11 protein-coding genes are annotated in these 13455 nt (G+C 62.1%); 9 read left to right on the forward strand and 2 right to left on the reverse strand.

What is annotated here, in order from left to right; all coding sequences use genetic code 11:
• Window positions 1–43: 43 nt before the first annotated feature.
• Entirely contained in the window at window positions 44–1834 is a 1791-nt protein-coding gene (locus AC1Q80_RS20540) for a methyl-accepting chemotaxis protein (protein WP_492361633.1), read from the reverse strand.
• 431 nt (window positions 1835–2265) lie between these two features.
• Between AC1Q80_RS20540 and AC1Q80_RS20545 the strand changes: the two genes are divergently transcribed.
• The 4 genes from AC1Q80_RS20545 to AC1Q80_RS20560 all read left to right on the forward strand — a co-directional run bounded on the left by AC1Q80_RS20545 (window position 2266) and on the right by AC1Q80_RS20560 (window position 6410).
• On the forward strand, window positions 2266–3192 hold the full coding sequence (locus AC1Q80_RS20545) for a LysR family transcriptional regulator (protein WP_492361634.1): 927 nt from the start codon (window positions 2266–2268) through the stop codon (window positions 3190–3192).
• A gap of 147 nt (window positions 3193–3339) precedes the next feature.
• Complete coding sequence (locus tag AC1Q80_RS20550; RefSeq protein WP_492361635.1) at window positions 3340–4662, forward strand: MFS transporter; 1323 nt, start codon at window positions 3340–3342, stop codon at window positions 4660–4662.
• Window positions 4663–4856: 194 nt separating this feature from the next.
• Window positions 4857–6122: a glycerate kinase type-2 family protein gene (locus AC1Q80_RS20555; RefSeq protein WP_492361728.1), complete on the forward strand. Its 1266-nt coding sequence runs from the start codon at window positions 4857–4859 to the stop codon at window positions 6120–6122.
• A 114-nt stretch (window positions 6123–6236) separates the two neighbouring features.
• Entirely contained in the window at window positions 6237–6410 is a 174-nt protein-coding gene (locus tag AC1Q80_RS20560) for a hypothetical protein (protein ID WP_158556168.1), read from the forward strand.
• 128 nt (window positions 6411–6538) lie between these two features.
• Here the strand turns inward: AC1Q80_RS20560 and AC1Q80_RS20565 are convergent, their stop codons facing one another.
• The gene (locus AC1Q80_RS20565; protein WP_492361636.1) at window positions 6539–7390 is read right to left on the reverse strand and encodes an alpha/beta fold hydrolase; all 852 of its coding nucleotides are present in this window, start codon (window positions 7388–7390) and stop codon (window positions 6539–6541) included.
• A gap of 334 nt (window positions 7391–7724) precedes the next feature.
• Between AC1Q80_RS20565 and AC1Q80_RS20570 the strand changes: the two genes are divergently transcribed.
• From AC1Q80_RS20570 to AC1Q80_RS20590, 5 genes are all read left to right on the forward strand, one after another.
• Entirely contained in the window at window positions 7725–8939 is a 1215-nt protein-coding gene (locus AC1Q80_RS20570) for an ROK family protein (RefSeq protein ID WP_173421339.1), read from the forward strand.
• On the forward strand, window positions 8936–10195 hold the full coding sequence (locus AC1Q80_RS20575) for a M20 family metallopeptidase (RefSeq protein WP_492361637.1): 1260 nt from the start codon (window positions 8936–8938) through the stop codon (window positions 10193–10195). The genes AC1Q80_RS20570 and AC1Q80_RS20575 overlap by 4 nt, the downstream gene beginning before the upstream one ends.
• A gap of 35 nt (window positions 10196–10230) precedes the next feature.
• Entirely contained in the window at window positions 10231–11289 is a 1059-nt protein-coding gene (locus AC1Q80_RS20580) for a substrate-binding domain-containing protein (protein WP_492361638.1), read from the forward strand.
• A 65-nt stretch (window positions 11290–11354) separates the two neighbouring features.
• Entirely contained in the window at window positions 11355–12419 is a 1065-nt protein-coding gene (locus AC1Q80_RS20585) for a substrate-binding domain-containing protein (protein ID WP_492361639.1), read from the forward strand.
• A 51-nt stretch (window positions 12420–12470) separates the two neighbouring features.
• Window positions 12471–13448 (forward strand): ABC transporter permease, encoded by a 978-nt coding sequence (locus AC1Q80_RS20590; RefSeq protein WP_173421341.1) that lies wholly within the window; start codon window positions 12471–12473, stop codon window positions 13446–13448.
• Window positions 13449–13455 lie beyond the last annotated feature (7 nt).

Consider the following 13455-nt stretch of genomic DNA (forward strand, 5'->3'; position numbering starts at 1 on the left):
GTCAAATCATGAAACGGGTGGCCGGTGCGAACCTCGGATATGATCAGAATTCTGCCCAGTCGCTCGCAAGTGCTACGTTGCCACGGACGGCCGCAGTCCTTCTCGCAGCCGCACTGTGCGCAGGGGGCAAGGCAGGTTTCGACAAGGTCGCTGCGCCCCCCCGGACGGCTTCCGGGGGCGCCGTGTTCGCGCCGATATTGAACTGGCTGAGGAGCTGGAAGAGGGCGTCGGCTTCGCTCGACAGATGACGCGCGGCCGCGGTAGACGCCTCGACCATGGCGGCGTTCTGCTGCGTGCCCTGATCCATGACGTTGACGGCTTGATTGATCTCCTTCAATCCCGTCGCCTGCTCCTTCGATGCGTCGACGATGGCTCCGACATTGCCATTGACCGCAAGGACCTGGGTGACGATCTCTTCGAGCACCGCTCCCGTCTGCCCGACAAGCGTCGCGCCGTTTTTCACGTGCCCGTTGGATGCGGTGATTAAAGCCTTGATTTCCTTCGCGGCCTTTGCCGAGCGCTGGGCGAGTTCGCGCACCTCCTGCGCCACGACGGCAAAACCCTTGCCGGCATCGCCAGCGCGGGCGGCTTCCACGCCGGCGTTGAGCGCCAGCAGGTTGGTCTGGAATGCGATTTCGTCGATGACGCCGATAATGTTGGAGATCTCTGCCGATGAGTTCTCTATCCGTCCCATCGCCTCGACGGCGCTGCGCATCACCGAGCCGGACTGTTCCGCGTTCTCGCGGGTCTTGCGCACCAGCTCTCCAGCGTCTTCCGCGCGCTGGCTGGAATCGCTAACCGTGGTGGTGATCTCTTCGAGTGCCGCGGCCGTTTCTTCGACCGATGCCGCCTGTTGTTCCGTGCGTTTCGACAGATCATCGCAGGCAGTGCGAACCTGCTGCGCGCCGGCTGCAATCGCGCTCGCATTGTCGGCGACGGTCTGCATGGCGTTCTTCAGCTTGGCAGCGGCTGTGTTGAAATCCACCCGCAGCTTGTCGAGTGTCGGGATGAACTCCGTATCCAGGGTTTGCGTCAGGTCGCCATCGGAGAGGGATTGCAGTGCACGGGCAAGTACTTCCACGTTGCTGACACGACCGGTGACGTCGGTTGCGAACTTCACCACCTTGAACACCTTGCCGTTCACGTCGAAAATCGGATTGTAGGACGCCTGGATGAACACCTTGCGGCCGCCCTTGCCGAGCCGCATGAATTCGTCGGTCACGAACTCGCCGCTGGCCAGCCTCTGCCAGAAGCGGCGATAAGCCTCGCTGGTGGTGTGGGCCGGGTCGCAGAACATCGAATGGTGTCTGCCTTGGATTTCGCAAAGCGTGTAGCCGAGTGTCGCCAGGAAGTTCTCGTTGGCGGTGAGGATTTCACCTGATGTCGTGAATTCGATGACAGCCTGCGCTCGCGACAGTGCGGCAAGCTTGCCGGCATCTTCCACGCTCCTGCGCTTGTATTCGGTGATATCGGTTGCAAGCTTGATAACCTTGTAGGGCTTGCCCGCTCTGAAGACCGGATTGTACGACGCTTCGATCCAGATCTCCTTGCCGCCTTTGCCGAGGCGCTTGTACTGCCGGCGGTCGAATTCGCCGCGGGCAAGCTTTGCCCAGAAGGCGCGATAATCGGCCGATGCCGCTTCGACTGGGTCGACAAAGAGCCGATGATGCTGCCCCACGATCTCCCCAAGCTCATAGCCCAAGACGGCGCAGAAGTTGGCGTTCGCATCCAGGATCCGGCCGGTGAGGTCGAACTCGATAATCGCCTGGGAGCGAGACATAGCATCGCGCACGGCCTTGGCCTCGGAGCCGAAGGCAACCGAAAAACGTTTCATCTTGAATGTCCTTTGTAGAGTACGACCTGCAGCCGTGACGACGCCAGCTCTCATTCGAAGAGAGAGCTGCCGCACAGCTAAACGCACATCATCGCAACCGGGATTGCCATCGGCGCATCATGCGCATGCGTAACCCCCAGATTTTGCCTGGCTATATTTTGCATTCACAAATTAACGCTGCGTTAATCCAGAAACGACGATCGAAAGATCGCTCCGATTCTTTATCGGTCGAAAATCCTGGGTTGTGATCGACTTGCCATGCACGCAAACGCGTGCAAAGTCAGGCTTGAACGGACGCGCGAAGGCTGCTTTCGTTGCAGTTGATTTCGGCGGGCGAAAGCTGAACTCAAAGCAATGGCGACCGCGCGGCGGCCAACGGCCATCCCGCGACCATCGATCCAGCGTCTCACGCGTGTTCCAGGTAGGCCCTCATGGAAATATACCAGCTCAGAACGTTCCTTGCCGTTGCGCGCTGCCAGCATCTGACCCGCGCCTCCGAGCAGCTTCATGTCAGTCAGCCGGCCGTTTCCAAGCATATCAAGGCGCTCGAAGAGGAACTGGGGCTGTCGCTCTTCGAGCGGACACCGGCAGGCGTGTTCCTGACGAAAAGCGGCAAGGAGATCTTTCACCTTGCCGAAGTCACCCTCAGCTCGGCCATGGCGCTGACCAACAAGGCGGCACAGCTCAGAGGCGAGGTCGCCGGAACGGTGAAGCTGGGGACCATCGTCGATCCGGAATCGCTGCGGCTCGGAGAGTTTCTTGCCCGCATGCTGCAATGGCACCCGATGATCGAGGTGAAGCTCAAGCACGGGATCTCCGGTGAAATTGCGCAGCAGGTGACCGCAGGCGATCTGGATGCCGGCTACTATCTTGGACGGGTCGAGGCGCCCGGCATGGGCGCGCTCGAGCTTCGCAAGGTGGTCTATGTTGTCATCGCTCCGCCGAGTTGGGTGCCGCAGCTGAACGGTGCGACGCTTCAGGATCTGGCAGGGCTTCCCTGGGTGGGACCCAACACGCAGAGTTCGCAGCATCGTATCCTGCACGACCTGTTTGCGGATGCCGGGGTTGCGCCGCCCGCGGCCGCAATCGAGGTCGATCAGGAATCCTCCATGATCAGCCTCGTCAAGAGCGGTGTGGGACTGTGTCTCATGCGGGAAGAGGTGTCGCGAGGCGATGTCGAGAATGGAGAACTGGTGATGTGGGACGGTGCAATTCCGCTCTGCCCCCTGTCGTTCATCTACCTCGAAAACCGCAAGACAGACGCGCCGATTGCCACCATGCTCCACGTACTCGAGAGCATGGTTGAAGAAAGTGTTAACCAGTCGGTAAGCCTTGGCGCTGAAAAACAGGGAATATAATCAGATAGATAGATGAGGAGTTCCGGTTCATTCCGTTTCGGAATTGCCGCAATTCCGAAATGCGATTGGAACTGCCGAAGGGCCGCTGTTAGTCCTCGCTCATTGACATCCACGGTGGGAGCCGTGGCCTATATCTGGGAGGATAGCATGCAAGAAGGAACTGCCTACGCAGCGGACGCGCGTTCGTTGCAGCCCGACCGCGCCGCCAAGGCCAATGCCGTATACAGCAAGGTGTTCTGGCGCCTCGTACCTCTGCTTTTCATCTGCTACGTCGCCTCGTACCTTGATCGCGTCAATGTCGGTTTTGCAAAGCTGCAGATGATGTCCGACCTCTCGCTCAGCGACACGGTCTACGGCATCGGCGCGGGCATCTTCTTCATCGGCTACTTCGTCTTCGAAGTGCCGAGCAACATCATTCTTTCTCGCGTTGGCGCCAAGGCCTGGATCGCCCGGATCATGGTGACCTGGGGTATTATCTCGGCCGCGATGATGTTCGTCACGTCGGCGGAGATGTTCTACGTGCTGCGCTTCCTGCTCGGCGTTGCCGAAGCGGGCCTTTTCCCGGGCGTCATCCTCTATCTGACCTACTGGTTCCCTGCCGAGCGTCGGGCACGCATCGTTGCAACCTTCATGACCGGCATCGCCTTCGCCGGCGTGATCGGCGGACCGCTGTCGGGCTGGATCATGCAGGAATTCGCCGGCGTCAACGGTTGGGCGGGCTGGCAATGGATGTTCCTGCTAGAAGGCATTCCGAGCGTCCTGCTCGGCGTCTTCGTGCTGTTTTATCTCGACAACAGCGTGCGTGGCGCAAAGTGGCTCTCGGATGAGGAAAAGGCCCTGATCGAGGCCGACCTTGCAAATGACAATCGCAAGAAGCAGGCGATGACGCTTGGCTCGGTCTTCCGCAACGGCAAGGTCTGGCTGCTGTCCGGCATCTATTTCTGCTGCATCATGGGCCTTTACGGCATTAGCTTCTGGCTGCCGCAACTGATCAAGAATGCCGGCGCCAAGGATGTGATGGAAGTCGGCTTCCTGACCGCTATTCCCTACGCGGTCGCTGCCGTCGGCATGGTTCTGATCAGCCGCAATTCCGATCTGGCCGGTGAGCGCCGCTGGCATATCGCCGTCTGCGCAGTGATCGGCGCGATCGGACTGCTGCTTTCGACGCTGGTCATCAGCAGCATTCCGCTGTCGCTTGCAGCCCTGTCGCTGGCAACGCTCGGCATTCTGACCACGCTGCCATTGTTCTGGACGCTGCCGACCGGCTATCTCGGGGGAGTGGCTGCCGCGGCCGGCATTGCGATCATCAACTCCATCGGCAACCTCGCCGGCTTCGCAAGTCCCTACCTGATCGGTGCCGTGCGCGACGCCACGGGCAGCACCGATGCCGGAATGTACGCCCTGGCGGCGAGCCTCTGCATCGGCGCGGTCTGCGTCATCGCCTTCATTCCGAAGACCATGCAACGCTGATGCGGTCCTGACCAGGTCGCGCCGGACGACGGCGGACCGGGAGTATGGTCCGACAGTCCCAACCCTAAATCCGGCGCTCGTAAAACACGCCGCCGGTATTCCATCAACGTCTGCAAAACCGTGGGAGACGCCAGATGAGCACAGCCGCACCACATATCCAGTTCGCAAGAAGCCGGGCGGCATTGGTGCCGCGCATGGCACCCGACAAGTGCCTGAACGCAGTTTTCGCGGCCGCCCTGGCGGCGGTCGATCCCCTGCTTGTCGTGCCGCCGTTTCTTCCAGCCCCGCCGCGCAACGGACGCACCGTGGTCGTGGGCGCCGGCAAGGCGGCGGCACGGATGGCCCAGGCGGTGGAAGCCAATTGGCACGGCGATCTCGAAGGCCTCGTGGTTACGCGCTACGGCCATGGCGCTGACTGCCGGCACATCGAGGTCGTGGAAGCCGGGCATCCGGTTCCCGACGAGGCGGGCGCCGATGCGGCGCGGCGCATCCTGGAGAGTGTCGGCGGGCTCGGGCCGGACGACCTGGTCCTGTGTCTCATATCCGGCGGCGGCTCTTCCCTGCTTTCCATGCCACGGCCAGGCGTGACGCTTGCCGAAAAACGAGCGATCAACCGCGCCCTCCTGCTGAACGGTGTGCCGATCGCCGAGATGAACTGTGTTCGCCGGCATCTGTCGGCGATCAAGGGCGGACGGCTGGCGGATGCGTGCGGGCCTGCGCGGATCGTGACGCTGGTGCTGTCCGATGTGCCGGGCGATGATCCGGCGGTGGTTGCGTCGGGGCCGACGATCCCCGATGCCAGCACGTCCGCCGACGCTCTGACCATTCTGGACAGATATGGAATTGACGTGCCGCCGTCTGTGCGGACCGCGCTGACTGCTCCGAGTGTACGTCCGCTGACAGCGCCGAATGCCGCGAACCGGGTTACGGTGGTGGCGACAGCCCAACGCGCTCTGGAGGCGGCGGCGGCAAAGGCGCGGGAACTTGGGCTCGCGCCGCTCATTCTCAGCAACCGCATCGAAGGCGAGGCGCGCGATGTCGGCGCAGTCCATGCCGCGATTGCCCGGCAGGTCCGCGATTTCGGTCAGCCGATTGCCGGCCCCGCTTTGCTGCTGTCGGGCGGAGAAACGACGGTCAGCGTGCGCGGCAAGGGCAGGGGCGGCCGCAACGTCGAGTTCCTGCTGGCACTGGCGGCGGGCCTGGAAGGTTGCCCGGGTATCCATGCGCTGGCTTGCGATACCGATGGTATTGACGGATCGGAGGACAATGCCGGTGCGATCCTGCGGCCGGATACACTGACGCGCGCAAAGGCGCTTGGTCTCGACGCTGCCGAACATCTCGCCAACAATGATGCCTACAGCTTCTTCGAACGGCTCGGCGATCTGATCGTCACCGGCCCGACCAGGACGAACGTCAACGATTTCCGTGCCGTGCTCATTCAGGCAGAGGACTTTGCGTGAAAGGCCTGACGTTTCAACAAACTGTCGCACAGGAACGGTATCGCAGACTGCGAAACAATCCTGACGTCCGCGCTCGCCGTGGCGGCGTCGACGTTTGATGGGTATGACATGCGCATGTCTCGAATTCTGGCCGGACTGATCGAACGGCACGATGAGCTGGAGCTCAAGCTCGATCTTCTCGAGTGCACCAGCACTGCCATGAGCGATGATGGCACCCTCACAGAGTTGCGGCACACGCTGAAGGAAATCCGACGCGACATTGCCCGCAACAGGACCCGTTGCCGCTGAAGGCTGCCGGCGGCAACGGCATTGCTCGCTTCCTGCCTTTGGCTACGCAGAACGAGCGCGAGGGAGAGCAGCACACGAACCGTCCGACCCTGCGTGCTGCCAAGAAAATGACGACAGGCATGCCTCTCTTACGTCGTGTGCCGTGTGATGGCAGCAAGGATGATACCCCAATCGTCGCCATGGAGTTCGTGGCCGCCGCCGGTGATCGGGAGAAATTCGGAGCCGGCCACCGCGTCGGCAATCGCCATCCCGTGCTCGACCGAAAAGATCGGGTCGGTGGTGCCGTGAATGACCAGGAGCGGCACTTCGAGCGATTTGAGTTTGCCTTTGATGCTGTCTCCGCCTTGAAGCATGAAATGGTTGGTGGCGGAGAGCAGCCCGCCCGAACGGTCGTAGTCCCGCCCGATGAAGGCACGGATCCGGTCCGCATCATGGGGGTGTGCGGTGCTCGCGATTATACGGGCATCCCTGGCCATGAAATCGATCACCTGGGCCCGATCCGACCAGTCGAGGCTTTCGGCTGAGGCGGCGTGTTCCATGTAGGCCGCACTTATCGGCGGGAGCTCGAGTCCGAGGCCAATCGGCGTCGTGCTGACAAGCATCAGCGATGACACGCGCGCCGGGTTCGACAATGCCACGATCTGGGCAATCATGCCGCCAAGCGACATGCCGACGATGTTGGCGGCTGAGATGCCGTACGCGTCGAGCACGGCAACCGCGTCGCCCGCCATGTCGTCCATCGAATACGGCGGATTGCCCGGGGCATACTTTGTCGAAAGCCCGGTGTCACGGTTGTCGTAGCGGATCACGTAGCGACCGCTTGCCGCCAGCTTGCGGCAGAATGCATCCGGCCACCACAACATCGAAGCCATCGCGCCCATGATCAAAAGCACCGGCGGCGCCGCCGGATCGCCAAAGGCCTCCGTGGCGATCGTGACGCCATTGGCGCTGACGATCTTCTCTGATTTTACTTCGGCCATGGCGTTACTCCTCGAAATTGTGCCCGTCGCGGCCAAGGCTGCTGCCACGAGCAGGAACTGACGTCTGCTGGTCCTACTGATCTCCAACGTGCTTTTCATCTTCGTCTCCCTTGCGACACTGACCGTCGGCATGGGCAGACACTAAGGCGTCCGAATTTTCTTCACGAGAGACAGATTGGATAAAAACGGGACATTCGTGCCATCACCTCGGCCCGCGGTGCATGGATTGACGCGACAGAAATGATGCGGCTTGCGCTGACACCTGCGCAAAACATTTGACAAAACGTCCGACCTGATAATAAGTTCGGTAACAGAACGAATTAAAGAGGATGCCGTGAGCGACAGTCTTCGTATTTCCAGAAAGTTCTCTCAGCGCTCCGTCATGGAGGCCATTGTTCAGGGTGGGCCGATATCCCGCGCCTCGATCGCCAAGCAGACGGGTCTGTCCAAGCAGACGATCTCGGAAATCGTGCGCGCGCTCGAGCTGGAGGGGTGGGTCAAGGAGACCGGCCGAACCAGTGGCCATGTCGGGCGCACGGCCGTGACGTACGAGCTGGTCTACGATGCCGCCTACATTGTCGCGGTCGATCTCGGCGGTACGAAGGTGAGGGTGGCGATCACCGACCTGGCTTGCCAGATTTTTGCCGAAGATACCGAGCCGACGGACCCGCGCGGTGGCCAGTTCATCGTCGACCAGATCGCACAGCTCGCCTTTCAGGCGGCCTCACGCCAGCGAATTGCTCGCAACAAGATCCGTCTTGCGGTCGTCGGCGTGCCGGGGGCGCCGGATGCCCAGACCGGGCGGGTTCTGCTTGCCCCCAATATCGCCGGCTTCGACAAGATGGACGTGGTCGCGGCCTTCGAGCGTGCCTTCGGTTTCGACGCCATGCTTGAGAATGACGTCAATCTGGCGGTGTTGGGCGAGAACTGGCTCGGCCAGGGCCAGGGCATCGACAACCTGGCCTATGTCGCCCTCGGCACCGGCGTCGGTAGCGGCTTGATGGTCGGCGGGCAACTCGTTCGCGGCGCCATCAACGCGGCAGGCGAGCTTGGGTTTCTTCCGCTTGGTGCCGACCCGTTCGAGGCGGAGTCGCTGCGAACGGGCGCATTCGAGCGCGCCGTCGCATCGCATGGCATGGCGGATCGCTACGCCGCGCTCTCGGGCAGGCTCATCAGCGTGCCGGCGATATTCGAGAATGCGCAGAATGGCGACGAAGCGGCGCTCGCCGTTCTGGATGAAACGGCCCGTTACCTCGTTCGGGGTATCGGCGCGATCGCCGCGATTGCCAATCCGGAAAAAGTCATTCTTGGCGGCTCGATCGGCCTCAGGCCGGAGATACTCGAACGGGTCAAGGCGTTTCTGCCGCAATGCTTCCCCTATCCCGTCAACGTCGAGACGGGGGAGCTCGGATCGCGCGCGGCCATCATTGGGGCTGCTGCCATCGGCCTTGGTCAATTGCACAACACCTTGTTCGGCGTCGATGCGCCGGACGGCCGGATTTCATTGCCGCGGGCCAGCATGACCGCGCTGCAGGAGGCTGTACGATGACGGTGCCGAACGACCTGATCACCCGCTTGACGGAGGCTCTGGATCGCGATGCGGCGATCGCGCTTTTCCGCGGCGCCATCGGGCGCCAGAGCATCACCGGCAACGAGGCCAATTTCGTTGCCTATCTCCGCGAAAAAATGTCGGCCCTTGGCCTTAACAACCTTGAGACGGCGGAATTCCTGCCGGGTCGGCCGAACATATGGGGCGAACGGAAGGGGGCGGGCGATGGTCCTCGGCTGCTGTTTGTCGGCCATACCGATACGGTGCATGTCGACGGATGGCGCGAGCACTGGGCTGGCACGGAACGCGAAGACCCTTTCGCTGCGCCGATCATCGACGGCGCGGTCTGGGGGCGTGGCTCGGGTGACCTGAAGGCCGGCATCTCCGCCTCGCTTGCGGCGCTTTCGTTGCTGGACAAGGCATCGATAAACCTCCGCGGTGATGTCGCCTTCGCCTTCATCGGCGATGAAGAGAGTGGTCAGCCCGATACCGGCGTCTCGGCGGGCATCAAGGATCTCGTCTCGCGCATCGAGGCGGGCGCAATCGCCCGGCCCGATTTCGTCGTCTATGTCGAGCCGACACGGCTCTCGGTCTATCCGGCCCAGATCGGCTTTTTCATCGCCGACATTACCATCACCGGCAAATCTGCCTATTTCGGCGTGCCCGAACTCGGCAAGGATGCGCTGCGCGCCAGCCACGCGGCGATGAGCGCCTTGTGGAAACATTCCGACGAGGTCGCCGCCCGCGCCGAACACAAGCTTGTCGGGCGCAGTTTCCTGCTGATCACCGGTTTGGCCGGCGGCGGATATATCGCCGTGCCCGAGCGCTGCACGCTGTCGCTGATCCGCAAGCTTCTGCCGGGCGAATCCCTGGATACGGCCGCAGCCGAAATCGAAGCGGCCGTCCGTTCCGCAATCACCGATCCGGAAATCAAGGTCGAGTTCGCCTATCCGGCGGGCCGCGACCACGCGCTCGGCGGGACGGCGGCCGAGATCGATGAAGGCCGTGCCGAGGTCGGTTTGCTGTCGGCGTCGATGGCCGAGGCACTGAGTGGGCGAGGTGTGATCGAGGGCGCGCCGTTCTGGTCGGAGTCCCCGTTCTTCGTCAATCGTCTCGGGGTGCCGGCGGTCTATTGCGCGCCGGGCGATATCCGCAATTGCCATACGTACGAGGAGCGGGTCGAGGTGGAGGAATACCTCGCCGGCGTCGTCGGGTTTGCCGCGTTCATCGCCCGCTACTGCGGCGTGACCGTTTGAACTGCCACCCCTAGAGGAGAAAAGGGAGAAAGAGCATGCTGAACAAGATCATTGCGGCGGCGATTGCCGGAGGGCTGATGTTCGCCGCCAGCCCGTCCAATGCCCAGACGGTCGGGCCATCCGGTGAAGCCGCGACGCCGAGCGCGGACGTGACGCTGTCGGACGCCGACATCGCCGCATTGACCGGCAAAGGCTACAAGGCAGCGCTCCTGTGGCACACATCGTCCGATTTCACCAATGCCGTCTCAGCCGGCGCAAAAGACGAGTTCACGCGCGCGGGTGTCGAGGTGGCTGTAACCACCGACGCCGGCTTTGACGCAGCCCGTCAGCGCAGCGATATCGAAACGGCGCTGGCTGCCAAGCCGAATGTCATCCTCGCCCTGCCGCTCGATCCGGTCACGTCAGCCGAAGCGTTCCGCCAGGCCGTCAAGGATGGCACCAAGCTGGTCTTCCTGTCCAACGTGCCAAGCGGTTACAGCCACGGAACCGACTATGCCTCGATCGTCACGGACGACCTTTTCCAGATGGGCAAACAGGCGGCCGATGCGCTCGCCAAGGGGATCGGCGGCAAGGGCAAGGTCGGCTACATCTTTCATGACGCGAGCTATTATGTGACGAACCAGCGGGATCAGGCTTTCAAGTCGACGATCGAGAAGGACTATCCCGATATCAAGATCGTTGCCGAGCAAGGCATATCCGATCCGGCGCGGGCTGAGGAGCTCGCAAGCGCGATGCTGCTGCAGAACCCGGATCTCGACGGTATCTACGTCACCTGGGCAGAGCCTGCAGACGGTGTCCTGTCGGCGCTGCGTGCCAACGGCAATACCAAGACTAAGATCGTCACGCTTGACCTGGCCGAACCGGTTGCGCTCGACATGGTCAAGGGCGGCAGCGTAACCGCGCTCGTGGCCGACAAGGCCTATGAACTCGGCCGCGCCATGGCTGCCGCAGGGTTGAAGTCGCTGCTCGGTCAGCCGACGCCTGCCTTTGTCGTCGCTCCGGCTCTCACCGTCACCAAGGACAACGTCTCGGACGGCTGGAAGCAGTCGCTCAATCGCGATGCGCCGCAGTCCGTGCTCGACGCTGCAAAATAACTCTCGACCCCGGCGTCGCTTGCCGCCGCCGGGGTCGCTGGATCTGTCTTAAGGGAGGAAGATCGATGCGTAAGGAAGTTACAAGGCTGGCCCTGCTAGCGACGATGTGGGCGACGACTAGTGCCTACGCCGCGGATGGCGTCACCACTGGTCCGCACGGTGAAAAGCCGACACCGGCTGCAAGCGTGTCACTGACCGCGGCGGAAGAAGCCCAGATCAGGGATGGAAAATTTACGGCTGCGCTCGTCTGGCACGAGATGAGCGAATACACCAACGCCGTCAACAACGGTGCGCAGGACGAGTTCAAGCGTCTTGGCATCGAGGTCGTTGCGCAGACCGACGCGGGCTTCGATGCCGCCCGACAGAAGGCTGATGTCGAGACGGTTCTTGCAAAAAAACCTTCGATCATCGTCTCATTGCCCGTGGATCCGGCAACCGCAGCCGTCGTCTACGACCCTGCGCGCACTGCCGGCACCAAACTCGCCTTTGTCGACAACTCTCCGGCCGGTTACGTGCATGGCAAGGACTATGTGACGATCGTCTCGGACGACCTGTTCCAGATGGGCAACAAGGCTGCGATTGCCATGGCCCAGGCGCTCGGCAACAAGGGCAAGATCGGCTACATCTATCACGACGCCGATTTCTACGTCACCAATCAGCGCGATGGCGCGTTCAAGGCGACGATCGGGCAGGACTATCCCGAGATGAAGATCGTCGCCGAAGCCGGCATGGCTGACCCGGCCCGCAGCGAGGAGATCGCGCAGGGCATGATCACGCAGAACCCGGATCTTGACGGCATCTACGTCACTTGGGCGGAGCCCGCGCTCAGTGTTCTGTCGAGCCTGCGGGGTGCCGGGAACACACATACGAAAATCGTCACCCTGGATCTCAATGAACCCGCGGCTCTCGACATGGTCAAGGGCGGCAATGTCGCCGCGCTCGTCGCCGACGAGGCCTACACTATTGGCGTGACAGTCGCCCGCGCCGCTGCCGGTTCTCTGGTGGGCAAGCCGTCGCAACCGTTCCTGGTGGTCGATTCGCTGGCCGTGACCAAGGACACCGTTGCCGACGGTTGGAAGAGGTCCCTCAACAAGGACGTACCCGCGACCATCGCCGATGCGTTGAAGTGATGCCTGCCGCAGGGAGCGCCTGTCTCCCTGCTGCCTTCTGGAGGAAATAGGATGCCCAGTGCCAATACCGCTGCGTCAGGCAGGCCGAATGGCTTTGCCAACCGCATAAACCTGCAACAATACGTCGTCTATTTCGGCTTTCTGGCGATTTTCCTGTTCTTCGCCATCGTCTTGAAAGACAGCGGCTTTCTGACCGTCCGCAACCTGTCGAACATCGTGCTGCAGACCGCACCGGCGACAATCATGGCGATTGGCCTGGTTTTCGTCATGTCTGCTGGAGAAATCGACCTGTCGATCGGTTCGACCGTCGCGGTCTCGGCGCTTGCCGCGGCCGTGACGATGAACGACTACGGGCTGGTCGCCGGCGTGCTCGCTGGGCTCGGCGCCGGTTTGCTGGTCGGGTTGTTGAATGGCGCGCTGGTCGCCTACGTGAAGCTGCCCTCGTTTCTTGTCACCCTGGCGACGCTTGGTCTTTTCGCCGGCGTCTCGAGGTCGATGACCGATCTTCGGTCGATTCCGGTCACGAATGGCACCTTCACCGGCTTTTTCGGCTCGGGTGCATTCCTCGGCATTCCCTCGCTGATCTGGTGGACGGCGATCGCCGTCGCTGTCGGTCATCTGATCTACCGTGAAACCCGTTTCGGCGCGCATGTGCTTGCCGTCGGCGACAACAGCCGCGCAGCGGGTGTGTCCGGCATCAGCGTGCCGCGCATCCGGCTCACCGTGTTGATGATCAGCGGCGGCCTCGCCGGCCTTGCCGGTCTGCTCTACGCCGGCCGTCTGCAGGCGGCGAAATACACGCTCGGCGAGACCGATCTCATGACGGTCATCGCAGCCGTAATCGTCGGCGGCACGCTGCTCAATGGCGGCAAGGGCTCGATCATCGGGGCATTGGTCGGCTCGCTGATGATGGGCATGTTGAACAATGGACTGATCCTGATGGGCCTGTCCGTCTCCGACCAGATGATCGTTCGTGGTCTCATCATTCTTGCGGCGGTCGCGGTATCGCTGCGCGAAAAATCCCGCTGAAGGAAGA

It is taken from the genome of Ensifer sp. GW823-FHT05D09, from assembly GCF_058795755.1.